The sequence below is a fragment of the Stenotrophomonas sp. genome (assembly GCF_032099025.1).
GTDB lineage: Bacteria > Pseudomonadota > Gammaproteobacteria > Xanthomonadales > Xanthomonadaceae > Stenotrophomonas.
Window position 1 is genome coordinate 69,604 of the sequence record NZ_DAMCID010000001.1, and the last position, 24,066, is coordinate 93,669.

The window sequence follows — 24,066 nt, forward strand, 5'->3', positions numbered from 1 at the left end:
TCATCGCCGGGCAGCCAGGCAGGGCCTGGCACTACTCGCAGCGGGCGGCGGTGATCTGGTGCCGTAGCGCCGGTCGGAGCCGCGGCGATCACGGTGTCATCGCCGGGCAGCCAGGCAGGGCCTGGCACTACTCGCAGCGGGCGGCGGTGATGATGTTGTTCTTGTCGATGTACACGCGCAGGCGGTCCGTGCGGGTGTCATGCGAGACGATGGTTTCCGGGCCGATCGGGTTGATCAGGCCAGTACCGCTCTCCAGCAGAAGCTTGCGCAGGGTCGGCTGATCGGCCACCTTGCCGACCGCCCAGCCCAGGCCGGTGTCATGGCACTGGCCCGAGCTCGGGATTTCAGGGCCGGGCGAGGTCGCGCAGGCCGACAGGGTCAGGGCGGTGGCGATGGCCACCAGCGGGATCACGTTGCGCGAACGGGACGTCATGGGTCGCTCCTGCGGTTGCCAGCCCCGACCATACCACCGCCGTCGTCCGGACCGCGTGTGGGCGCCGCTACACTGTCGCCTGGACGAGGCGAAGGAGCCGGTAGTGCTGCACGTGTTCATGCTGGGCGGGCGCCATGCCCGCGCGCGGATCGAGGTTCACGACGTGGCGTTCGCGAATGTCGAGCGCATCGAAGACGCCTACCCGCAGCTGCGCCAGGACTGGTTCGGTGCCGCCAAGGGGCTGCACATCGATGGCTGGTTGGCGGTGGACGGCGTGGAGGACTATCGCGTCCGATTCGGCAACGCCGCGCCCGCGCCCGATGCGCCGCGGCTGTTCTTCGTCAATCTGGGCGGCTACGTGCCCGGTGCCCTCGGCGAGGTGCACGACTACCTGCTGCTGGTGGCGCCGGACCTTGCCACCGCCCGGATCAGGGCCAAGACACTGCGCGACGCGCAGTGGCTCAAGCCGCATACCGATGCACTGCTGGACGTGGATGACTGCATCGCCATCGACCAGGTCGGCGGGCGCTACGTGGCGCTGGAACGTGCTGGGCATGGCGGGATCAAGCAGGTCAGCGACTACATCGTGATCGGCTGAGCACTGCGCTTACGGCGCGCCATCAGCGGCGTCGCCCGGCGCCTCGCGCAGCTGCGACCACACCGTGTCCAGGTGCCGCACGAACGGCGCCGGCGCGCCGGCCAAGGTGTCGCTGTCGTGGCGCTCGCCGCCGAACGGCGGCTCGCCGTCCAGCGTCACCAGCGACTCGCCTTCGGTGCCGTAGTGGTTGCTGCCGTCGATCAGGCTGATGTGGATCTGCTGCGGATCGATGCCGCCACCGCAGAACGTGTGGCTGGCCAGGGTGATCTCGGCCTGGCCGTCGCCATCCAGGTCGGTGACGCCCACCCGGTCGAGGAACCAGCCGGCATCCAGGTCCAGGCCCGGGCAGGGCTGGCGGATCTGGCGCTGCCAGTGCTTGTCCCACGCCGCCTGCGCCGAAGGCCGTGCGTGGAAGCGCGCGGTCAACACCGCCACGTCCAGGGTTTCCCCGTCGGGATCGTCCACGGTCTCGTCGCTGCGCTCCACCACCAGCAGGCCTTCGCCATGACGGTCGCGGAAGTGCACGCGTTTGAGCGCCGTCTCGCCACCCGGCAGCAGACCGTCCACCGCCACCGCGTCGGGCAGCAGGGCGAACGCAGGTTCGGGCGCCGGGGTACTGCCGTGTTCGGTGCAGCCCGCCGACGCAACGGCGAGGGACAGCAGCAGCGCAAGCCGGCACGGGCGGGACAACAGCAGGGGCGTGATCGGTCGGTGGCGCATGGGCATTCCGTGGCGGGGCTGGCGCGATCATCGCCCATGCGCGCGCGGCAACGCCAACGCCACGTCGCGACCAGCACGCCGCAATGGGATTGCCGGGCATCCGGGGCGGGCGCATAGTGGCGCCACGCCGAGCACGCGTCGACTGCGCCTGCGGCATCACTGACAACGGAATGGACGGCATGCGGCACGGATCATGGACAACGGCAGGGCGCGCGGGTGTGCTGGCCGCGATGATGCTCGCCGGATCGGCGGGGGCTGCGGGCAACCCTGTCTTCGGTGGGTGGCGCAACCTGCATTCGGCCAGTGGGAGCGAGCCGGTGCTGCAGGATCTCGCCTTCGCGCTGCTGCCTGCGGCTGCAGACAAGGGCGAGCGGTTCGCCATTCTCGACCGCGAGAGCAAGCGCGCGGTGTGCTGCCTGGTGGTGGACAGCGAGCGCCTGGATGCCATTGCCCTGGAAACCCGCTACCGCCTGCCCGGCGTCTGGATCGCCGACCTGCTGGGCAGCGAAGAACGCAACCGCCGCCAGGGTGACCCGTACGTGTACGCGATGACCCGCGATGCCGAGCTGGTGGAGTACCCGTTCTCCGACCTGCCCGAAGCCTACAGCGACCTCGGCGGCCTGCTGCTGCCTGCCGGCGCTGCGCTGGAACCCAGCGGCACGGTGAAGGTTGGCAGCGGCCGCTGGACCGTGCAGTTCCGGCGCCTGCCGCTGGCCGACGAGAATGGCGCGCTGGACCGCTACACGCTGCTGCCTGCCAGCGGCGGCAGCGGGCAGGTGGTCGAGGTGCCGTTCAGTACGTATTGACCGCTTCCGCAACGCACGGCCAGGGCGCGCGCGCGGGCAGGCCGATGTGGAGGCTGGCCTGCAGGCCAGCGGCGAGGAACGGCAGGACCCTTGCGCGGTGTTGACCGGCGCCGCCGGCGCGTTGCACGGCGTGCGCTGGGCCGGATCCGGCGACGGGCTATCATCGACGTTTGCAACGGAAGGATGGCCATGACACGGATGCTGAATCGGACCGCCGCGTATGCGGCCATGGCGCTGCTGCTCGCGCTCCAGGTGCCCACGGCGCTGGCCGCGCCCGATGCCGTCCAGCGCGACCGCGCCGGCAACCGGCTCGAGCGGCTCACTGAACAGGCGGGGCCGGTGGATGCCAGGGAGCGCGCCGAGGGTGCCTCGTCCTGGTACTGCACGGCGGATCGGCAGTGGTGCGTGCGCACGACCCGTGAGGGCGACGAGGGCGCCGCGCAGCTGGAAGTGGCGCAGCAGGTGGCGGGTGAGGCCGAGCCGCGCGTCCGCTACGTGCCCCTGGTGGCGGGCGAAGAAATGCGGAACTACCAGCCGTGGCCGTACCTGGTCCGCATGGCGCCGGGTATCGGGGCGCCGCGGCCACCGCACGACCCGCAGCAGGCCGCACTGGAGAATGTCCTGGTGGGGGTCCTGGCCGAGTGGAACACGGCGTACTCCGGCGGGGGCGCCACGGCTTCGCGCCTGTCCCTTAGCCGCCTCTACCACCAGGACGACGGCATCCAGATCGACGCCGTGCTGGAGCTGCCGTCGGATGGCTCGTCGATGATCCGGGCCTGCTTCAGCGAGAAGGACATGGCCCAGCGCGCCGGCGCCTGCCACGACGAGTACACCTTCACCGCCGAACTGCGCCTGGATCCGGGCGCGGAGGGCATGCCGGTGCTTCGCTACACGACCAGCGCCACCCGTTATCCGGCCGGCGTGTCGCGGGAGCGCGACTCCCTGGCCATGCCGCGCCTGACCCGCAAGGACTTGCGTACCGAGACCGACCGCAGCTGCTCGTTCCAGCGCACGCTGCGCTTCAGCGGGCAGGGCTACCAGCCCGACGCGCCCATGCCGCAGTGCAGCGAATTCACCGAGCTGTAGCCGGCTGCAGGCCGGCGGCACGCAATCGTCAAACAGCCACGCTATAGTGGCCGATCTATGCGGTGCCCGCTTTCGCGCCCGGGCTGTCTGGCGCGTCGTACCTGACCTAATCCATGACTGCTGAAACGACTACTCCGCCGGCCGCTCCGGCCCAGGCTACCGGCCCGCTGTTCTACCGCCAGCCGCTGCCGCTGCAATCGGACAAGCACGCCAACTGGCGCCTGCGCCCCGGTTCGCTGGCGTTCGCCGCTGAAACCAACGCCATCCCGGCAGTGATCGGCGAGTTCGGCATGGCCGCCCAGCATTTCCCCATCCTGTTCACCGGCCAGGACGCTGCGCCGATCGTGGCGGTGGGCCTGGCCCGCAGCAACCTGTTCGTGACCGATGGCAAGTGGGCCGACGACACCTACGCGCCGGCCTACCTGCGCCGTTACCCGTTCGTGTTCATGCAGTCTGACGATGAAGGCAACTTCCTGCTCGCGCTGGATGCCGAATCGGAACAGGTCAACCAGGGCGTCAGCGACGAAGGCGAGCCGCTGTTCGTCGATGGCAAGGCGACCGAGCTGGTCGACAACGCCATGAAGTTCTGCGCCGATTTCACCCGCGAACACGAGCAGACCCGCCAGTTCAGCGCCGCGCTGCTGGCCCATGACCTGCTGGTGGAGCGCAGCATCGACGTGACCCTGAACACCGGCGAGAAGATGTCGGTGAACGGTTTCCACGTGGTGGACGTCGAGAAGCTCGCCAAGCTGCCCGACGACATCGTCGTGGCCTGGCACCGTAACGGCTGGCTGGCCTCGGTTCACCACCACCTGACCTCGCTGGCGCGCTTCAACGCGCTGGTGAAGCGTCAGAGCGAGCAGGTTGCCGCGGCAGCCTGATTGCACTGCACGGCGGCCCTGGGGCCGCCGTGGATGTAGTGCCGTGCGTGTAGTGCCGCACGTGTAGTGCCGACTGTTAGTCGGCAAAGATTGAATGCAGCCGACTAACAGTCGGCTCTACCCGGTCGGCAAAAATCAAATGCAGCCGACTAACAGTCGGCTCTACCCAGTCGGCAAAAATCAAATGCAGCCGACTAACAGTCGGCTCTACCCAGTCGGCTCTACCCAGTCGGTTCTACCCGTCGGATCTACCGGTTCTACGCCCAGCTCTGGAGCAGCTCCAGCACCTGCGGCTCGCGCGGTGCCTGCAGCAGGTCCGGCAGCAGCGCGTCGTAGGCGGCGCGGTAGTCGGTGGACTGGTGGGCCAGGAAGTCCTCCACCGATTCTTCATTCCAGCGCTCGTACAGCGTGAACACGGTGGGATCGCTGGCGTCGCGGTGCAGGTCGCAGGACACGAAGGCAGGCTCCTCCGCCATGCGGTCGATCAACGCATGCACGGCCTCGAGCCATGCATCGATCTGTTCGGGTTTGACCCGCAGTGTCACGTAGAAGACCAGCGGGATGTCGGTGTCGGTCATGGCGGATTCCGATGGAGAGATGCGCACAGTGTAAGGGGGAGTGCGCGGCAGGTCGTTCAGGGATGTGCGTCGCCCGCGTGGCGGGATACCGCCTCGAACGTGGGCAGCGTGGCGGGGGTATTGGCGCTGCCGCCGGCGGTAGGGTACGAGCGGACTGCTGGTCCGCCTGCCGTTCGCGTGCGCGCGGAGAGCAGCTGACTAACAGTCAGCTCTACCCACCGCTGCTGTTGCCCTTGCCGGTAGAGCGGACTGTTAGTCCGCTGCCGTTGACGTCCGCGCGGAGAGCAGCTGACTAACAGTCAGCTCTACCCAGTCGGCTCTACCCGTCGCTTCTACCCCGTCGGTGTTCCTTTACGGGGTGCCGGAGTGGCCCGAGGGTGTTGGCGGGGTGGGCTGCGGCGTGCTGTTTTCCGGGACCGGCAGCGACAGCTCCGGGTTGCCCTGTTGCGCCTGCAGCGCCTGGATGCGCTGGTTGAGCTGGTCCAGCTGGGTGTGCGAGCTGCGCAGGTCCGTGCTCAGCGATACCGCCTGCTGCTTGGCCTGCTGGATCGAGCTGCTCACCTGCTGTGCCTGCTGGCGCTGCAGGTCGGCTTCCTGCTGCAGGCTGCGCAGGCGCTGCTCGTTGTAGGCCACCAGGTTCTCGGTGTAGCGCTTGCCCGCTTCCAGGCGCGTGGTGTCGATGTACACCTGCGCCAGTTCTTCGGTCTGCCCCACGAACGTGCGGTAGACCTTCTCGGCGTTCTCGACCGAATCGGTCTTGATGACGCGCCAGAACTCCTTTTCGTGGAACAGCGACACGTAATACTGCAGCGTGCCGGTGTTGAACAGCAGGCTGGCACCGTAGCTGCCGTTGTAGGTGGTGCGCAGCTCGGTGAGCTGCTGCGAATCCATCAGCTGGCGCAGTTCCTCCACGGTGTTGCGCACGGCCGGCGCAGTGCGCTCGGCGTCGGCGGCCTCACCCTTGGGTGCGCGCTTGGCGTACGCCGCCGGGACAACGGCCAACGACAACAGCATGCCGCCCAGCAACAGGCAACGGCTGACGGAAACAACCCCTTTCTTCTCTCGCATCATCAGATCATCCAAGAACGGATCAGCGGTTAAAAAGCGTCTGGAAACCCCAGTCCCCACGGCAGTCTAGCGTGTCCCACGGGCGGCCGCATCCGCCTGTGGAACCTGTTTTTCCAATTCAGTAAACCAACTGTGCAGGATTGCATGCCGTGGCCTGCAGGTGCACGTCCGTACGTCCCAGTTCCAGCCCCAGAACGCTTGCCAGCGTGTTGGTGAGCAGGGTGCCGACGCCGTTGAGCAGCGGCTTCAGCACGCCCTCCAGCACCGGCCGCAGCAGGGTGCAGAGCAGCCCGCTGCAGGCCACGGAATTGGTCCCCGGGTCGGTCACGCCGCCGCTGCCCTGGTAGGCATCGAGCACGCCGGCCGGGGCGGTCTGCAGGTACGAGGTCAGGTTGCCTTTGACGCACGCGTTGTATGCCAGCAGCGTGCTGACCAGACCGCTGCAGCGGTTGATCACCAGGCCGCCGAGCAGGGTGCCGAGCAGGCCGTCCAGCACGCCCAGCCCCTGGCCGGTGACCGTGGCGCGGTAGCCGTCCCAGGCCGATCCATCCTTGTAGCAGGTGACCAGACCGAGCAGCCCGCAGGCATAGGGCACGCCGTTGTGCACCGTCCAGTCGCCGAAGGCGGGAATGCCCTGTGCGGAGGAGCCGTTGCGCAGCAGTGCGATGGTCTTGTCCACGTCGTACAGGCCGTTGCCGGGGTTGGAGGCCTTCAGGAACTGATCGGCCAGCTGCCCGGAGGTGGTGCTGGTATCCATGCCCTTGGTCGCCGGGTTGAGCATGCCGCCAAGCACGCGCAGCAGCTGCTGCACCAGGTCGTTGACCGCCGTGCCGATCTGCGCGCCGTTGATCCAGGTCGACTTCGTCTCCCCAGCGGCCAGGGTCAGGCGTTCGCTATGGGTCAGTGCGTTGAGCTGGATGCGGTCGTTGATCAGGGGCGCACCGAACAGGGTCAGCAGTTGTTCGTTCTGCAGGCTGGCGTCGCATACGTTCTTCGTGGAGAACTTGTCGCTGTCGGCGACCTTGCCGACGCAGGCGCGCAGCACGGAGGAATCCACCTGGATGGTGGCCGTGGCCGGTTGCGCCGCGCACTGCAGGCTGGTCACGGTGCCCATGGCATTGGTGACGTCGGCGTAGATCGGCAGGCGCAGGCGGATGCCGAGCGCGGTCAGCACCTTGCCCAGACCGAAGGCGAGGGTGTTGCTGTCGATGTCCAGGTTCACGCGCACCTGTGCGTTGTACGCACGCGCGCCCACCCCGCCGATGGCGATGGACGGCGGCTCGATCACGGCCGCCTTCGCCTGCACGCCCAGTACGTCGAGATGATTCACCGCGACGGCGCGCCCGCCGTTGGCGATGCTGATGCTGGTGGTGAGCAGGTCGAGCGCGCTGACCTGCGCCTCCAGCGCGGCAGTGGCGGGGCCGTCCGGCGCGACGATGCGGCCGAACAGGCCGCTGCCGGCGGCATCGCTGCCCAGCTGCACGTTGAGCGTGTCGATGTCCAGCTGCGCCGCCAGTGCATTGCGCAGCGCACGCAGGTCCACGTTGGCCGCACCACTCTGCGCCAGTACGCTGGCCGTGGCGTCCAGCAGCTGGCCGAGCGAGACCTTGTGCGCGGCGAGCAGCGCGTTGAAGTCGCCCACGCTGATGTTGGCATCCACGGGGATACCCAATGCCTTGAGCAGGCCGTTGGGGGTGATCTTCGCCTGCGCCAGCCCGTCGTACCCGAGCAGGGTGGTCTGGTCCAGGTCGACCCCCACCAGCTTGAGCACGCTGCCCAACGGCGTGTTGCCGTTCACGCGCAGCAGCTGCGAGCCGACACTGAACACCGCCAGCGGCGGCGCGCGGGTCGCCACGGCCTGCGCGCGTACCGTGGGCAGGCTCTGGTTCTGGCCGAAGAACGGCAGCACCGAGCGCTCGGCCACGACCTTGACCGCGTTCACCGGTGCGGTCGCGGCGGGCGCGATGAAGTGATCGGTGCTGGCATGGGTCGGGTTCCAGTCGCCGCACTGCACCTGCAGCGTGCCCGGGAAGCGGTTGGCGTTCAGGGCGTTGAGGCGTGCGGCGCTGTTGTCGGCGCGGTCGGCGCTGCACAGGTCCAGGCGTTGCGCACCGGCCAGCGCGGACAGGTCGGCGATCTTCTGCACGTCGCGCTTGGCCCAGTACAGGTAGCCGATCTCGACCAGGCCCAGCATGCTCACCAGCCCGACCATGACCATCATCATCGTCACCGACATGCCGCCGCGCTGCCGCTGCGGTGCCGGGGCAGGCGGATCCATCCTCGTCGACGCTGGCGCGCTCATTTGCTTACTCCCCGCTGCCGGAACCGGATACGTCCTTGCGCACGCTCTTCTCGAGGTATTCGGGGATCGGATGCGAGAAGCTCTGCAGATAGCGCGCGTAGCTGAGTGATGCCTGGTCGCCGAGGATCGGCAGGTGCCCGCCGGCGCGTTCGCCACTGGCCTGCAGCTGCAGCAGGGCGCGGGTGGTATCGCCGATCTGCGCGGGTGCAGGCAAGGCGAGTACCAGCGGGGCAGGCGCGGCGACGGGCACAGGTGCAGGGCGCGCAGCGGGCGCCGCCGCAGGCGTGGTCGGCGGGGCACTGGGCTCGCCCAGCATCTGACCGGTCAGTGGGCGCTGCTGCGCGCCGGCGGCAGACGCCACAGCGAGAGACAGCCAGAGCAGTGCATGGGGGACGACGAAGCGGCAGGCGAAGGACGTCATGGTGTGCTCTCGGTTGTGGAATCGGCGCCACCGAAGCGTTCGAGCATCGGGGGCGCGATCCGGGCGTCGCTGCGGTCAGGGACTGCGGTGCCGCGCGCCACCGCGGTGCTGGCGGTGGTGTTGGCCGCGCTGCGGGGCGCCGCGGCCGGCGCGCGCGTTACCGGGGGTTGCCGCAACTGCTGGGCCAGACGCCGCACTTCCTGGTGGGTGGCGTCGGGCAGCGCTGCGCTCTGCAGGATGCGCTCGGCCATGGCGGTGTCGTTGCGCAGCAGCGCCCACACGGCGAGGTTGGCGTTGGCCTTGGTGTTGCCGGGGGCCAGTTCGGCGGCCTTGGCCAGCGGTTCGCGGGCCTGTTCCAGCTGGCCCGCACGCAGGCGCGCGAAGCCGAGGTCACCGAGGTAGTCGGTATTCAACGGCTGCAGCTGCACCGCGCGCGCCAGCGCCTGTTCGGCCTGGGTATCGTCGCCATCGCGTATCGCGATCAGGCCCAGTCCGTGCCACGCGGCGGCCGCCTGCGGACCGTTGGCCAGGCTGACATACAGCGAGCGTGCCGCGGGCAGCTGTCCGGTCTCGCGCAGTGCGTCGGCCTGCAGCAGGCGCAGCGCCGGGCTGTCGCCGTACCGCTGGCGGTAGGCATCCACGTGCGCCAGCGACGCGTAGTACGCGCCTTGCCGCTGCATCTGTCCGATCAGCTCCAGGTACAGGCGCTTGTCGTCCTGTGGCGGGGTGTCCGGTCCGGCCAGGCTGACCGGGTCCGGGCGGTAGGCGGTCTTCGTGGACTGGCAGGCGCTGCACACGGCAAGGGCAGCCAGCAGCAGGGTGAGGGAAGCGGTGCGGTTCGGCATGGTCAGGTGCCCAGTTTGGTCATGGCATCGGCCAGGGCGATGATCGCCGGGCCGGACAACACCAGCATCAGCGCCGGCAGCAGGGTCAGCATCATCACCACGGTCATCTTCACCGAGAGCTTGCCGACCTTTTCCTTGAGGGTGGCGCGGCGCTGTTCGCGCAGGCGCAGGCTGAACTGGCGCAGCGGTTCCTGCACCGCGCCGCCGTGTTCATGTACCTGCAACATCAGTTGCACCAGGCTGGCCAGGTCCTCGTCGCCGAACGATTCGCCGAGCCGGCGCAACGACTGCTGGCGCGTGCGCCCGTGCATGTAGGCGATATTGGCCTGCTGTATCTCGCGGCCCAGCACCGGGATCGCACCCCGCAGTTTCTCGCCCAGCGTCTGCAGGCTCTGGTCCATGCTGAAGCCCACGCCCTGCAGCAGCCGCAGCAGGTCGATCAGCAGCGGCAGCTCCGCATTGACGCGCTGTCGCAGCCGGGCCGCCCAGCTGCGCAGCGCGAACTTCGGCAGCAGCACGCCGAACGCCAGTGCGGCAAGCATGACAAACAGGCGCTGGATGCCGCTGGTGTCGAACAGCAGCAGCGCCAGCACCAGGCACAGCGCCGCCAGCAGCAGGCGCAGGCCGAGGAAGATGGCGGTGCCGATGCGGGTGTTCCAGCCCGCTTGATCGAGCAGCAGGCGGTCTTCGGGCGCGAGCAGCGCCGCTTCGATCCGGCCGCCGTTGAAGCGCTCGCCCAGCGCGGCCAGCCAGCCCAGCCCGCGCGGGCCGGATTCGGTCGCGGCAGCGGGGGGGGGCGGTGCGGGCGTGGGGGCGCTGCCGTCGCGGCTGCGCAGCGCGCTCTGCAGGGTGGCGGCGGTGCGTTGCTGGCGCCCGCTGAGCAGCAGCCCGGCAATGCCGAACAGGGCCAGCCCGGCGGCAAGCACCAGCAGGGCGGCGGTCCACAGCGTGCTGGCGTTCATAGCGAACGCGCCAGGCGGTACAGCAGGAACGCGCCGATCAGTTCCAGCGCCAGCGCGCCGCCGAGGATCTTGTGGCCGAGCGGCGCGTGCAGCACCGGCTGGAAGAAGTCCGGGCTGGCGATCGCCATCAGCAGGCCGCACAGCGGTGGCAGCAGGCCCAATACCCACGCCGACATGCGCGTCTCGGAAGTGGTGGCCATCAGTTCCTGCTGGGCCTGTTCAAGGTCGCGCATGAAGTCGCTCATGCGTTGCAGTATCTGGTCGGAGCGACCGCCGATGCGGATGCTGACGCCCAGCACCACCGCCAGTACTTCCAGCGCGTCGAGCCGGTACGGGCGCGCCGCCTGGCTCAGCGCGCGGTCCAGGTCGAGCCCGCTGCGGGTGCCGGACAAGGTGTCGTCGAGCAGCCCGCGCAGCGGCATCGGCACCTGTTGGCTGGCGACCTGGAACGCCATCTGCAGGCTGTTGCCGAGCCCGCTCAGGCGCACCAGGTTGTCGAGGAAGTCCGGCAGCTGGCGCAGCAGCCGACGTTTGATGCCCACGATGCGCCGCGAGATCCACACGCCCAGCACCAGGGCATACAGGCCGAGCGTGATCGGCCACATCCAGCCGGTGCCGATGCGCGCCGCCGCCATCCACGCCAGCAGCGCGCCGATGGCCAGCCACAGCAGCGGCAGGCGCCAGCCCGGGCGCAGCGCGGCGCGCTGCAGCACGTCGTCCCACGGCAGTCCGTTGGCCACCGCAGGGGGGATCGGCGCCGTGGGCGAGCGCGGCGCAACGCCCGCCAGGGTGGGCACGTGGGGGGCGGCCAGGCGCTGCTCGGCATGCTGCAGCGAGACCCGCTGGCGCTCGCGGCGGCCCGCGCCCCACCACAGCTCGATGGCCACCGCCACCAGCACCAGCATCGCGCTGCACAGCAACAGCACCGTGGCCATGCTCAGTAGCCTCCGTCCAACGCGTCGCGCAGCTGCCGGCGGAACGGTTCGAGCTTGTGCGAATGCGGGTGGAAGCCCAGCCCGATCCAGCGGTCGCGTTCCTTGCCCTCGGCGTCGATCTGCACTTCGTGACGGAACATCTCCTGGGTGCTGATCATGTTGTCGCTGACGCCGGTGATTTCCGTGATCGACACCAGCACGCGGCGGCCGCTGCCCAGGCGCGAGATCTGCACGATGAAGTCGATCGCGCTGGCGATCTGCCGGCGCAGGCTGTCCTCGCTGCCCTGGAAGCCGGCAAAGCCGGCCAGCATCTCGATGCGGTACAGGCAGTCGCGCGGCGAATTGGCATGGATGGTGGCCATCGAGCCGTCATGGCCGGTGTTCATCGCCTGCAGCATCTCCAGCACTTCCGCGCCGCGCACTTCGCCGACCACGATGCGATCGGGGCGCATGCGCAGGCTGTTGCGCACCAGGTCGCGGATGCTCACCGCACCCTGGCCGTCGGAGCCGCCGATGCGGCTTTCCAGGCGCACCACGTGCGGGTGGTTGAGCGACAGTTCGGCCGTATCCTCAACGGTGATCACGCGCTCGTCGGCGGGGATGTAGCTGGCCAGCGCGTTGAGCAGCGAGGTCTTGCCCGAGCTGGTGCCACCGGACACCAATATGTTGCAGCGGCCCAGCACCATGGCGTGCAGCAGCGCCTGCATGGGCGGGTCGAAGGTGCCCATGCGCAGCAGTTCGTCGGGCGTGAACGGATCCTTGCGGAACTTGCGGATGGACACCATCGGCCCGTCCACGGCCAGCGGCGAGATGATGGCGTTGAGGCGGCCGCCATTGGGCAGGCGCGCGTCCACCATCGGGTTGGATTCGTCCAGGCGCCGGCCGAGCGGTGCCAGGATGCGGCGCAGGATGCGCAGCAGGTGGCTGTCGTCGCTGAAGCGCTGGGGGGCACGCACCAGCCGCCCGCCCTGGGAAACGTGGATGTCCTTGTAGCCGTTGATGAGGATGTCTTCGATGCTGGGGTCATGCAGCAGGTCGTCGAGCGGGCCGAACCCGGTCAGCTCCTTGACCAGTGCGGCGGCGACGATCTCCATCTCCGACTCGTTGACCGGGATGCGCCATTCCTGCACGAAGATCGCGGTCTGCGTGTGCACGTAGCGCGCCACCGTGTCCGGTGCCCACGCATCGATGTCGATGCGCTCATCCTCGATGCTGTTGAGCAGGTGTTCGTGCGCCGCCACCAGCACCTTCTGGTACTCGTCGGACTGGGCGAACGGCGCATGCGGATCCGGGGCGGGTCCGTCGGCATCGGCGGGGGGCACGGTGAAGGGCATTACTTTGTCTTCCATTGGAGACCACCGAGGGCAAGAGCGATCTTTTCCCGCCAGCTGCGCGGCAAGGCGCGTGCGGCGGCCTGGTCAAGGTGCAGCAACAGCGGCGTCAGGGCGCGCAGGTACGGATTGCGCGGGGCATCCTGCAGCAGCAGGTGGCCGTGGTTGGCGCTGCTGCGCAGCCGGTGGCAGTCGGGCAGGGTGGCCAGCAGCGGCAGCGAGAACCGCTCGGCGATCTGCGCCGGGCTGAGCCCTCCGTCCTCTTCGTGACGGTTGATCACCAGCTGCAGGCGCGCATCGCGAACGCCCATGGCCTCCAGCTGCTTGAGTACCAGGTCGAGCGAGACCAGCGTGCCGATGGCCTGGTCGGCGACCAGCCAGATTTCGTCGGCGCTGTTGAACAGCGAGCGCGGCACCTGGCGCACCGGCACGCCGCCCAGATCGCACAGCACCGTTTCGAACACCCCGCGCAGGCGCTGCACCAGCACCGCCGGGTCGGCGATCGGCCCGCCGTCGCTGCCGGCCGGCTGCCCCAGCAGGGTCAGGCCACCGGGATGCCGGGTCATGGCGGTGCGCACCAGCGTGGCATCGATGCGGTTGGCGTTGCGCAGTGCATCGTCGTAATGGAACTGGCTGTCCAGATTGAGGTACAGCGCGGTGTCGCCTGCGGGCTGGCCCAGGTCGAGCAGCAGGGTGGCGTTGGAGGGCGGCTGCGGTTCGGCCACGCTGCCATCCGCGGCACCAGGATGGCCCAGCTGCTGGGCAAGCACGCCCAGGTGCGCGGCCAGCGTGCTGCTGCCAACGCCCGCACGCACGCCCAGCAGCAGCACCAGGCGCGCCTTGTGCACGGCGTCGGCAGGCACGCTGCGCACACTGGTCGGCACCGCGGCGGCGCGGCGCAGTACGGCGTCGATATCGGCGGTGGGCGATTCCAGGTCGAGGATGTCGCGGAGCCCGGCGCGCACTGCCGCCACGATGCCATCGACCTCGGCCGGTGCGGTGGAGCCGACCGCCACCAGCGCCAGTTCCGGATGCGTGCGCTGCAACTGCCGCGCCAGCTCGCTGGAGGCGGCGGCCGGTTCGCGGCGATAGTCGAGCAGCACCACGCAGGGGCCGGCGCGACGGTGCGGGTCCAGTGCGGCGGCGGAACCGGCGCTGTCCTGCCAGTGCACGCGCATGCCCACCGGCAGGCGTGCCTCGAGCAGCGTGGCCAGGTCGCGGGCGGGAGCGTAGAGCACCAGGGTCATGGGTGGGGGCGTCGGGTGGAGCAGTTGAAGGGAGGCAGACATGAGCAGGTGCGTCCTTGCATGCGGATCAGCGCGAGAAGCCGGGGAGCTGGTCGGAAGACGCCGGGCTGAGCAGCCAGGCGCCCCATACCGGCAGGTTCGGGCGCGCCTCGCGGTCACCGGGCAATGGCACGGTGGTGCCCTTGGCCAGTGGCTGCACCAGGCGCGGGGTCACGATGATCACCAGTTCCTTTTCCTCCTTCTTGTAGTTCAGGTTGCGGAAGAACGAGCCGATGATCGGCAGGTCTCCCAGCAATGGAATCTTGTCCACGTTGGAGCTGACCGTGTTGCTGACCAGCCCGCCGATCACGAACGTCTCCCCGTCGCCCAGTTCCACCGTGGTGTCGGCGCGGCGCGTGGTGATCGAGGGAATCTGCACACCGTTGTAGGCGATGCCGGAGGCATAGTTCAGGTCGCTGGCTTCCGGCGCGACCTTAAGTGCGATACGGCCCGTGCCGAGCACGGTCGGGGTCACGGTGAGGCCGATGCCGAACGGCTTGAAGGTCACGGTGGTGGTGCCCAGCCCCTGCGGTTCGAGGATGGGCAGCTCGCCGCCGGCCAGGAAGCTGGCACTCTGCCCGGACAGCGCCACCAGCGTCGGCTCGGCCAGCACGCGGGCCATGCCGTTGCTCTGCAGCAGGTCGATGTTGGCATCCCAGCCGTGGGTGAGCGATTTGAACACCAGGCCGAACGCGGAGGACAGCGGGTTGGTGACCACGCCCGGGTCGCCACCGCCATCGCCGGACGTATCCACGCCGGGCAGGGTGCCGCCGGGTCGGGTGATGCCGTAGAAGAATCCGTTGTTGCGGTTGGCGAAACTCATGCCGATCTGGCGCAGCACGGTCTTGTTGAACTCGACCACCTTCACTTCCACCTGCACCACGCCGCCGCTGGCCACGGTGGAGACGTCGGCGAGCTGGCCCTCGCGCCCCAGCGTGGACTGTGCGGCCTTGCGGCTGTCCTCGTGCGCCAGCAGGCTGGGGGCGCTGCCCTGCAGCAGGCCCTGCTGGTCCTGCACGGTGAGCTGCAGGTCGTCCGGCGATGGCAGCGCGCCCTGGACCGCGCTGCGCACGTCGACCTGCAGCCGTTGCGGCTCGCTCTGCTGGCGGCGCCACAGCAGCAGCGTGGTGGTGCCGGCACGCTTGCCCACCAGCAGCGCCTGGCGCGGTTCGCGCAGCATCACCAGGTCGGCCACGCCCGGGTCGGCGATGGCGACCCGCTCCAGGTCGGCCGGCAGTGTCCACGGTCGCTGCTCGCGCGTCTGCAGCACCAGGTCGGGCGCGGCGACCGCCAGCGTCGGGCAGAGCGCCCACGCCAGCAGCAGGGCCAGGCGCGGGCGCCAGCGGGAAGGGCAGTGCAGGGGTGCAGGCCGTGACGTCATGGAAGCTCTCTGCGAAGGCTCAGCGCGAGCCGCTGTGGGAGGAAACATCGCCGCGGATGATCTCGACGCCGCGATCCAGCCGCGGTGCCGTACGTCGTACTGTGGGCGCGAAGGCGGGCGTGGCGGCCGGCGCGGGGACGCGGCTGCCCCTGCGCCCGGCCAGCGCGTCGGCGTCGATGCCGGCGAACGCATCGTTCTCCGGCGATGCCAGGGTCAGGCGCTGCTCGGGAGTGAGCTCGCGGCGCGGGCTCAGCACGGCGGGTGCGGCCGCGAACAGCGCCTGGTCGGGCAGACCGACGTCGGCCGGGTTGCGCAGCGCCAGGAACAGCTTGCCCTGCTGCGCGCCGAGCAGCAGGCGGTTGGCGTCGGCCACCGGCACCGCGAGCACGGCGCTGCGCACCGGCGCCTGGGGGGTGTTGCCGGTGCTTGAGGAGGACGTGCCGCCCTGGATGTCTTCGGCGCGGCTGTCGCGGTCGCCGTCGGCCGGTTGCCGCGCTGCCGCCTGGCCGGGCGCGGTGTCGGCCGCGCCGTAGCTCAGCACCCGCAGGCGCGACAGCAGCAGGCGGGCCTGCGCCTGGCCGTCGGTGTTCATGCCACTGGGTGCACGCAGGTTGAGGAACACATCGACATAGTCGCCGGGCAGGATGCGGTTGCCGGCGGCCACGAGCTCATCGACCGGCACCGCGAGCGCGCGCTCGCCGGGATTGAGCCGCAGCGAATAGCCCTGCGCCATCAGCCCACTCTCCAGCGCGGTGCCCGCCGCGATATCGCGCACCGGCACCGCGCCGGTCGCCTCGGCGAGCGTGGTGTAGCCGCCCACCGGGGCCTGCGCTGCCGCGCCGATGCGCAGGTCGGTGACGGCGATGGGACGGCCGGCGGGCAGCAGCGCGGCCGCTTCCACCACCGGCCACTGGCGCGGCTGACCGGCCACCTGGGGCAGGGGCGCCGCCGCCGTCTGCGGCGCGCGCCGGCTGACCGCCACGGCGACCAGGGCCAGCACCAGGGCCAGTGCGATCAACGCAACGGCGGCGATGCGGGTCAGTTTGAGCATGCGACGGTCTCCAGGAAAAGAGCGCGGAACATCACGGTGTGCCGAGGTCGAGCTGGGCCACGGCGGTGCTGCGGATCGGCTCGGTGATCACCCAGCCATAGACGCGGCCGGTACCGGGCAGGAAAGGTTTGGCGCGATAGTCATAGCTGACCGAGATCTGCATGCATTGCGCCGTGGCGAGGCCACTGCAGGGGCTGGGCGCGGAGACGACGATGGGTGGCGCGCCCGCCGCGCTGCAATCCGGGTTCTGGCCGGCGTAGGTGAGCAGCCATTGCATGGAGCGTTTCGCCGCCTGGCAGGCGGCCACCCGGCGCTCGGGCGGCGTGGCGTAGCGCAGCGACGCGCGCGCGCCTTCGGCGGACGCCAGCGACAAGGTCTGCTGCACCGCCATGATCATCACGCCGGTATAGGTCAGCATCAGCAACGGCACCAGGCCGAAGATGAGCATGAACGCAAACTCGATGGTGGCCGCGCCGCGCGCGTGGGTGGGGCGTTTCATGATGCCTCTCCGTGCAGGTGCCACAGCACCAGGGCCACCGTGGCGAACGCCAGGTAGGCCGCATAGGGAATGCCGACCCGGCCCTGGCGCGCACCGCGGATATCACGCGCGACCGGGCGGCGCTGCCAGTGCTGCACGGCGCGCTCGCGCAGCAGCTGCAGCCGCAGCGGCAGCGCAGCGGCCAGTTGCCGCGTCAGTACCAGGCCCAGCACATGGGCACCGGCAAGCAGGCTGCTCAGCAGCCACAGGGGCAGCAGCGCCTGCCAGCCCAGCAGCAAGCCGAGCACGGCGAAATACTTGACGTCGCCTGCGCCCATCCAGCCCACCACATAGAACGGAAGCAGGGCCGCCAGGCCCAGCACCGCGCCGCCGACATGCGGCAACAGCGCGTCGTCGGCACCTGCAATGCGACTGCCCAGCAGCCACGCCAGCGCGGCCGACGCGGCCACCGCCAGCCAGGCGTTGGGCACGCGCCGCGCATACAGATCGCTGATCGCGATCCGCAGGCTCAACAACATGGCCAACAGCGGCAACAGGGACATCCGGTACGCCCTCCAGAACCGAACGACGAATCCATTCCGGGCCGCCAGGCCAAACGACGCCGTTGCCGCAGGCGATTGCCTGCGGGCAGCTGCATCCAGATGGCCTGGCGCCAGGCGCCAGGGGATCAGGTGGTGGACGTACCCGCCCCGCCGATGGACGTGCTGACCAGCTCCTTGAGCTTGGTGAACAGTGTGGTGAACATGTCCGTGAGGCCTTCCTTGCCGGCCAGTACCAGCACGCCGGCGATCACGGCGGCCAGCAGCCCGTACTCGAGTGCGGTGACGCCATCTTCTTCTGCGATGAAGCTGCGGATGGAGGTGTTCATGACGGTCTTCTCCCTGTTCCAGTCAATACAACGTGGTGCCTGCATGGGATGGCGCGGTCCGGTTCCACCGGGGGCCACGGGTTCACCTGTGCGCTCCCTGCACAGGGGTGCGGCCAGCGACGGCCGCAGGTCCGGGCAGGCATCGGCCCGCCGGACACAATCCGGTCAACAGGGCGCAGGCGGCATCCTGCGGCGGGCAATATGTGACCGCTTTCGCAGAATGCGGCAGAGAAGCCGTTGTGATGTATCCAGCATGTCCATTGCATTCCCCCTGTTATCCCGCCTGGTGTCCGCCATGGAGCTGCCAGGACCGCGTTTGATAATCCTCATCCCGCACGTCGGCGGGTAATGCACAAAATCGGCAGGTTGGTATTCAACTTTAATTACCTGGCCGATTCCCCCGGCGCCAATATCAGGTGGCGTGGCTCCGATGTAAAGATAATTCGATGAAGGTGGCGTATTTATTTGGTGAGGGCGATGTGACGACGCTTTCTTGACGCAAACCTATGCGTTGTTAGCCAAAAATAGAAACAGTTCAGTCGGTTAGCGATTTGTCGCAAATGGCTTGCCTGGCACCATTGGAGTTGATGCATACTGCGCGAAATCCCGGATGTCGGATTGTGGATAGGTCGCCGGAGCAGGAGAGGGTATTTACTTTTCCGCAGTTATGGCGATACGCCGGGGTATTGAAAGCGCACGCGCATTACAAGAACGTGGCCCCGCGCAGTGATTAACGCGCAAGGGGGATGCAGGCCAACCGGGAGCATCACTGTCATGGTAGATGGTGTGGTGGATGGCGGAGGAGAAACGGCGCTGAGGTCATTCGACCTTGCAACGCTGGGTGGTGTGCTGCGCGTCTGCGAACTGGAACTGGTGCTGCTGGACGGTAATGGTCCGCGCGCGTTGCTCCAGTCGCAGGTTCATGATGAATCACTGTTCTGCACGGCGACCTGCGGCTTCCAGTTCCGCGGGCGTTTCATGCTGCCGCAGGACTGGTGCCTGCTGGGCTTCGTGCATGCCACCGACGAGACGCACAGCTGGTGCCACGGGGTGACCCTGAGTGCCGGCATGGCGTTGACGGTGCTGCCGGAAGGCATCAGCGAATTTGCCTTCAGCGCCGGCACCCGGCTCAGTCTGATGCTGACGCCGATGCGCCGGGTGCAGCGCAAGCTGGCCGAACTGAGCCTGCGCAGCAGCCTGCCTTCGGGCCAGGCGCTGTCGTTGTTCCAGGCCGATGCGGGCGCTGGAACCTCGCGTCTCGCGCAACGCTATGCGCAGCTGCCGACGTGGCTGGATGCCGCCGGTGACGGGGTGCCGGCCGATGCCGTCGAGTCGCTGCTGCATGACCATGTGCAGGCGCTGCTGGCGGCCGACGGCCAGGAGCGCCCGGGGAGCACGCGTGCGCGCCGGGCGCACTACCTGATCGCGCAGCGTGCCGAAAACTTCATGCGACAGAACCTGCGCCGCTACATCTACATGCATGAGATCTGTGATGCTGCCGGGGTGAGTGAGCGTGCCCTGCGCTACGCGTTCGAGGATCTGTTCGGTACGTCGCCCAATCGCTACCTGTCCATGCTGCGCCTGTGTGCGGCGTGTCGCGGGCTGTCCATGGCCGATGCCAACCGTAAATCGGTCAAGGCGGTCGCCCTCAGCTGCGGCCTGTGGGACCTGTCGCGCTTTGCCGACAACTATCGCCGCGTGTTCGGCGAACTGCCACGCGACACGCTGATGCGTGCGCCTGCCTCGATCAGCAGTCCGGCCTGAGTCCCCGCTGCGGCGCCCTCTGATGCATGCACCTTTCCGGCAATCTGCCGGAATTGTCCATGCCGCTGCCGGTTTTCCCCGTCGTCTTGCCGGAACGCACGTTCGTGCTGCCGGAATGAAGTGCCCGCGTGGCGTCGCCGCGACTGTAATGAGACCACCAGCCCACGGGCATGGGACTCGCAGTCCACAACGTACGTTCACGGGGGAACATCTGATGAACCGCATCTTTCGACTGGTCTGGAGCCACCGGCTGAATGCCCTGGTGGTCGTCTCGGAAGTCGCCACGGCCCGTGGCAGCCTCGCGGCGGGTCCGGTCGTGGTGCACCTGAAGGTGCCGTTGTCGGTGTTGTCCATCGGCCTGGCGTTCGCGCTGGGCAGCGGGTCCGCGCTTGCGGCGCAGAACCAGACCCTGACGGACCTGGAAGCCTTGACCAACAAATACGCGCCGTTGCCGGTGCAGGTGGACGCCAACGTGGCACTGGCCACGGTACTGAACACGGCGCAGGGCGGACCGCAGCTGGCGTCCGATGCCGGCGCGCAGATCCGGCCGGGAACGGCGGCGGCGAACGTGCCTGCGGTCCACGTGAACATTGCGACCACCCCGCAGTCCGCACTGCCGACGCAGGTGGCGCTGCCGTCGCGCTTGACCGGTACGCTGGCCGGCACGGGTCTGGAGGTGCAGGTCGCCGCGCAGGGTACGCCTGTTGCCAGCGCGCAGGTCGCTGTGCAGACCGCGCTGCCGAGCATGGTGCCGCGACTGCAGGCAACGCTGGAGACCGCGTTGCCGACGGCCGCCGCCGTGGTGCCGGCAGCTTCTGTTGACGTCCACGTTGCGACGACCGGCACCGATGCGAACGCGCATGCGGTGCTGGATGCTGCGATTGCGGTCGGCAAGGAAGAGAACACCGGCGACGGTGTCGATGACGCGCTCCGGGCCTCCGTGAGCGTCGGCGCGGCGGGCAATGCCGGGCTTGAAGGGGTGGCCGTGCAGGTGGAGGCGGCCGACCGCAACCAGAAAATGGTGGAGGCCGATGTCAGCGTCCAGGCCAACGCCCTGGATACCTCGCGGCAGGGACCGTTGGGCGGCGTACTCGGCGGTGTCGGCGACCTGCTGGGCAGCGTCGGCAGCACGTTGGGCACCGTGGGCAGCACCGTGGGCCTGCTCGGCGACCTGGGCAGCGGGCTGGGTGCCACGGTAGGCAACCTGGGCACTGTGGTGGACAACGTTGGCACTGCGCTGGGTGGCACCCCGGGCGGCCCCGTGTCGACCGCGCTGCCGCCGGGCAGCCCGAAAGCACCGGCCGTGGCGGACCCCGGCGCCGGACTGATCATCGGCACCGGTGGGCTCACCGGGTCGCTGAGCACCCTGGTCGGTCCGACCGCGCAGGGGCTGCTGGGCGGTGACGGCTATGTGCGCAACGGCAACCTGGCGGTCAGCAGCGCCAACGTGATGCAGACCTATTCGGTGACCAACGTGCTGGGTGTGCCGCTGGTCAACCTGACCCCGGTCGGCACGCTGCTGGACGGGCTGGGCGGCGCCACCACCGGCGGCAGCTCGCACCTGACGCTGATCGGCGGGGTCACCTCCGACAGCTACATCTACAACATCAACAACGGCAACCCGAATGGCCTGCTGGGCCTGGTGCTGCCGGATGGCTCGCCGGCGTGGTCCAACTCCTGCCTCGACGTTCTGGGGGTGGTGAGCATCGACTGCTGGGCGGTCAACGCTGCGCAGGACTACCAGGTGCTGATGGGCGACGGCGCCTACGCCAATGGATCGCGCGAGGTAGTGATCGGCGCGAACGCGCGCCATCAACTGCCGCTGGTTGATGCCAACGTGGCGTTCCCCGGCGCGGGTGAGAATGATCCGACCGACCCCACCGGCGTCCCCACCGCCGATTACGCGGCACGCATGGGGCATTCGGTGGTGGTGGGCGACAGCGCCACCGGCACCGCCAACGGGCAGGTGCTGCTGGGCGCTGAAGCCACGTCCAACCAGGCCAACAGCGTGGCGCTGGGCTACCGCAGCGCCGCCACCCGCGGCGCGCAGGCCAGCTATGCCGCCTACGGCATGACGGCCGCGCAGGTCTCGGCCGGTGAGGTGTCGGTGGGCGTGGCCGGCAGCGAGCGTCAGATCAGCCATGTGGCCGCCGGCAGCGCAGCCACCGACGCAGTGAACGTGGCGCAGCTGCAGGGGGCGATCTCGCAGGTCAACGCGGCCGACATCTTCGCCGTGTCCTACGACGATGACGGCACCGGCCAGCCGGACTACGCGCGGGTGACGCTGGGCAACGGCGGCGGCCCAACCACGGTCAGCAACCTGGCCAACGGTGCGGTTGCGGCGGGCAGTACCGACGCCGTCAACGGCAGCCAGCTGTCCGCCACCAACACGGCGGTGGCCAACTACTTCGGTGGCCTGACCGCCTTCGATCCGGCCACCGGCACCTGGACCGCGCCGAGCTTCCAGATCAGCACGATCTCCACGGGTGGCGCGGTCGCCCAGGGCGTGTATGACAACGCCAGCGATGCCTTCGCTGCGGTGGATGGTTCGCTGGTCAATCTCAATACCCAGATCAACAACATGAGCACGGGTGTCAGCACCCGGTATCTGAAAGTCAATTCGACCGGCGGCGACGCCGCGGCGAACGGCGTGGACAGCATCGCGGTCGGCGAAGGTGCCACGGCGGTGGCGGACGACGCGATCGCCGTGGGCGCCGGGGCGATGGCCATGCGCAGCCGCACCGTGTCGGTCGGTGCGCTGGGCAGCGAACGCCAGGTGGTGAATGTGGCGGCCGGCACCGAAGCCACCGATGCGGTGAACATGGCGCAGCTGCTGGATACCAACGAAGCGCTGGTGACCTACCTGGGCGGCACCACGGCCTATGACGCCGCCACGGGCCTGTGGACGGCGCCGACGTTCAACATCTCCGCCTTCACGCCGACCGGTGCGGCCACCACGACCGCCTACGGCGACGTCACCGGTGCGTTCGATGCGGTCAACAGTTCCCTCAACAGCCTCAACACCCGCATCACCCAGGCGCAGCCGGGTTCGCCCAGTCCGTTCGTGCAGATCAACTCGACGAAGGGGGCCGCCAGTGCCACCGGTGCGGACAGCATCGCCATCGGCCCGGTCGCCAGCGCCAGCGGTGCAGGCAGCACGGCCATCGGTGACGGCGCGGATGCCAGCGCGGACAACAGCGTGGCGCTGGGCAGTGGCGCGGTGGCCAGCGTGGGCGCGCAGAGCGGCTATACCGGCGCCTACGGCGCCGCCGGTGCCAGCAACTCGGCCGGTGAGGTGTCGGTGGGCAGCACCGGTGCCGAACGCAAGGTCACCCACGTTGCCGACGGCTCGGCGCAGTACGACGCGGTCAACGTCGGCCAGCTGCAGAACGGCGTGACGTACGCCATCGACCAGTCCAAGGCCTACACCGACACGCAGATCAACACCATCAACAACGGCACGTCGGGCATGTTCCAGGTGAACAACAGCAACGGCCTGGCGGCACCTGCGGCGAGCGGAGCCAACACGGTGGCCGGCGGTGCCGGTGCCAGTGCGGCGGGCGCCAACAGTACCGCACTGGGCAATGGTGCCAGCGCCACCGCGCGCAATGCGGTGGCACTGGGGGCAGGTTCGGTAGCCAGCCGCGACAACACGGTGTCGGTGGGCAGTGCCGGTGCCGAGCGCCAGATCACGGACGTCGGCGACGGCACCGCCGCCACCGATGCGGTCAACCTGCGCCAGCTGCAGGCCTCGCAGCAGGGCACCCTCCGTTACGACAGCACCGTCAACGGCGCGACCAATTTCAACAGCGTCACCCTGGGCGGCACCGGCTCCGGTCCCACCACGGTGCACAACGTGGCCGCCGGCACGGCGGGTACCGACGCGGTCAACGTGGACCAGCTGCGCGCCGGCATGAACCAGTCGCTGGACGCGTCCAAGGCGTACACCGACGAGCGCATGGGCGGGTTCGACCGCGACCTGCGCCGCACCGACAACCGTGCATCGGCCGGCGTTGCCGCGGCCATGGCGGTAGCGGGCCTGCCACAGCCCTACGAGGCCGGACGCAGCATGGCCGCGATTGCGGCCGGCAGCTACAACGGCGAATCGGGCGTGGCGATCGGCATCTCCGGGGTCTCCGACGGCGGTCGCATGATCTACAAGCTGAGTGGCTCCACCAACAGCCGCGGGGAAGGCGGCGTTTCGGTCGGTGCCGGCTTCCAGTGGTGAGCGCAGGCGGTGCCGGCGGTCGC

The 24,066-nt window shown here is 69.1% G+C and carries 22 protein-coding genes; 6 read left to right on the forward strand and 16 right to left on the reverse strand.

The features are described from left to right. Positions 1–127: 127 nt before the first annotated feature. A complete protein-coding gene (locus tag RT456_RS00340; RefSeq protein WP_313340946.1) occupies positions 128–433 on the reverse strand; it encodes a hypothetical protein in 306 nt (101 codons plus the stop codon). A gap of 103 nt (positions 434–536) precedes the next feature. Here RT456_RS00340 and RT456_RS00345 point away from each other — a divergent pair, with 103 nt between their 5' ends. Next, positions 537–1,031 carry a DUF1543 domain-containing protein gene (locus tag RT456_RS00345; protein ID WP_313340948.1) on the forward strand — a complete coding sequence of 165 codons (495 nt, stop codon included), beginning with the start codon at positions 537–539 and terminating at the stop codon, positions 1,029–1,031. Between the two features lie 9 nt (positions 1,032–1,040). Here the strand turns inward: RT456_RS00345 and RT456_RS00350 are convergent, their stop codons facing one another. Then, positions 1,041–1,751 (reverse strand): hypothetical protein, encoded by a 711-nt coding sequence (locus RT456_RS00350; RefSeq protein WP_313340951.1) that lies wholly within the window; start codon positions 1,749–1,751, stop codon positions 1,041–1,043. Positions 1,752–1,930: 179 nt separating this feature from the next. Here RT456_RS00350 and RT456_RS00355 point away from each other — a divergent pair, with 179 nt between their 5' ends. From RT456_RS00355 to RT456_RS00365, 3 genes are all read left to right on the forward strand, one after another. Continuing rightward, the gene (locus RT456_RS00355) at positions 1,931–2,557 is read left to right on the forward strand and encodes a decarboxylase (protein WP_313340954.1); all 627 of its coding nucleotides are present in this window, start codon (positions 1,931–1,933) and stop codon (positions 2,555–2,557) included. 189 nt (positions 2,558–2,746) lie between these two features. Further along, positions 2,747–3,643 carry a hypothetical protein gene (locus RT456_RS00360; RefSeq protein WP_313340956.1) on the forward strand — a complete coding sequence of 299 codons (897 nt, stop codon included), beginning with the start codon at positions 2,747–2,749 and terminating at the stop codon, positions 3,641–3,643. Between the two features lie 113 nt (positions 3,644–3,756). Further along, positions 3,757–4,524 (forward strand): SapC family protein, encoded by a 768-nt coding sequence (locus RT456_RS00365; RefSeq protein WP_313340959.1) that lies wholly within the window; start codon positions 3,757–3,759, stop codon positions 4,522–4,524. A gap of 257 nt (positions 4,525–4,781) precedes the next feature. Here RT456_RS00365 and RT456_RS00370 read toward each other — a convergent pair whose 3' ends face one another. From RT456_RS00370 to RT456_RS00435, 14 genes are all read right to left on the reverse strand, one after another. After that, complete coding sequence (locus tag RT456_RS00370; protein ID WP_313340961.1) at positions 4,782–5,102, reverse strand: putative quinol monooxygenase; 321 nt, start codon at positions 5,100–5,102, stop codon at positions 4,782–4,784. A 351-nt stretch (positions 5,103–5,453) separates the two neighbouring features. Then, complete coding sequence (locus RT456_RS00375; RefSeq protein ID WP_313341885.1) at positions 5,454–6,116, reverse strand: DUF2968 domain-containing protein; 663 nt, start codon at positions 6,114–6,116, stop codon at positions 5,454–5,456. Between the two features lie 172 nt (positions 6,117–6,288). Continuing rightward, complete coding sequence (locus tag RT456_RS00380; RefSeq protein WP_313340962.1) at positions 6,289–8,448, reverse strand: TadG family pilus assembly protein; 2,160 nt, start codon at positions 8,446–8,448, stop codon at positions 6,289–6,291. 28 nt (positions 8,449–8,476) lie between these two features. Beyond that, entirely contained in the window at positions 8,477–8,893 is a 417-nt protein-coding gene (locus RT456_RS00385) for a DUF3613 domain-containing protein (protein ID WP_313340964.1), read from the reverse strand. Further along, positions 8,890–9,738, reverse strand: coding sequence for a Flp pilus assembly protein TadD (locus tag RT456_RS00390; protein WP_313340965.1), 849 nt, complete (start codon positions 9,736–9,738; stop codon positions 8,890–8,892). Before RT456_RS00390 ends, RT456_RS00385 begins: the two co-directional genes overlap by 4 nt. A 2-nt stretch (positions 9,739–9,740) precedes the next feature. Continuing rightward, positions 9,741–10,700, reverse strand: a complete 960-nt coding sequence (locus tag RT456_RS00395) for a type II secretion system F family protein (RefSeq protein ID WP_313340967.1) — start codon at positions 10,698–10,700, stop codon at positions 9,741–9,743. Further along, on the reverse strand, positions 10,697–11,635 hold the full coding sequence (locus RT456_RS00400) for a type II secretion system F family protein (RefSeq protein ID WP_313340968.1): 939 nt from the start codon (positions 11,633–11,635) through the stop codon (positions 10,697–10,699). Before RT456_RS00400 ends, RT456_RS00395 begins: the two co-directional genes overlap by 4 nt. Positions 11,636–11,637: 2 nt before the next feature. After that, positions 11,638–12,984: a CpaF family protein gene (locus tag RT456_RS00405; protein WP_313340970.1), complete on the reverse strand. Its 1,347-nt coding sequence runs from the start codon at positions 12,982–12,984 to the stop codon at positions 11,638–11,640. Further along, positions 12,969–14,255 carry a fimbrial protein gene (locus tag RT456_RS00410; RefSeq protein ID WP_313340973.1) on the reverse strand — a complete coding sequence of 429 codons (1,287 nt, stop codon included), beginning with the start codon at positions 14,253–14,255 and terminating at the stop codon, positions 12,969–12,971. The genes RT456_RS00405 and RT456_RS00410 overlap by 16 nt, the downstream gene beginning before the upstream one ends. A gap of 25 nt (positions 14,256–14,280) precedes the next feature. Continuing rightward, positions 14,281–15,633 (reverse strand): type II and III secretion system protein family protein, encoded by a 1,353-nt coding sequence (locus RT456_RS00415; protein ID WP_313340976.1) that lies wholly within the window; start codon positions 15,631–15,633, stop codon positions 14,281–14,283. Between the two features lie 19 nt (positions 15,634–15,652). Further along, a complete protein-coding gene (gene cpaB / locus RT456_RS00420) occupies positions 15,653–16,684 on the reverse strand; it encodes a Flp pilus assembly protein CpaB (protein ID WP_313340978.1) in 1,032 nt (343 codons plus the stop codon). Positions 16,685–16,715: 31 nt separating this feature from the next. After that, positions 16,716–17,183, reverse strand: coding sequence for a pilus assembly protein (locus tag RT456_RS00425; RefSeq protein ID WP_313340980.1), 468 nt, complete (start codon positions 17,181–17,183; stop codon positions 16,716–16,718). Next, positions 17,180–17,725: an A24 family peptidase gene (locus RT456_RS00430; protein WP_313340983.1), complete on the reverse strand. Its 546-nt coding sequence runs from the start codon at positions 17,723–17,725 to the stop codon at positions 17,180–17,182. The genes RT456_RS00425 and RT456_RS00430 overlap by 4 nt, the downstream gene beginning before the upstream one ends. 125 nt (positions 17,726–17,850) lie before the next feature. After that, positions 17,851–18,051, reverse strand: coding sequence for a Flp family type IVb pilin (locus RT456_RS00435; protein ID WP_313340985.1), 201 nt, complete (start codon positions 18,049–18,051; stop codon positions 17,851–17,853). A 774-nt stretch (positions 18,052–18,825) separates the two neighbouring features. On the opposite strand from RT456_RS00435, the gene RT456_RS00440 reads away from it, so the two are divergent. Together RT456_RS00440 and RT456_RS00445 are read left to right on the forward strand one after the other, a co-directional pair. Further along, the gene (locus tag RT456_RS00440) at positions 18,826–19,815 is read left to right on the forward strand and encodes a helix-turn-helix domain-containing protein (protein WP_313340988.1); all 990 of its coding nucleotides are present in this window, start codon (positions 18,826–18,828) and stop codon (positions 19,813–19,815) included. 214 nt (positions 19,816–20,029) lie between these two features. Beyond that, positions 20,030–24,043 carry a YadA-like family protein gene (locus tag RT456_RS00445; protein WP_313340991.1) on the forward strand — a complete coding sequence of 1,338 codons (4,014 nt, stop codon included), beginning with the start codon at positions 20,030–20,032 and terminating at the stop codon, positions 24,041–24,043. The last annotated feature ends 23 nt before the right edge of the window (positions 24,044–24,066 follow it).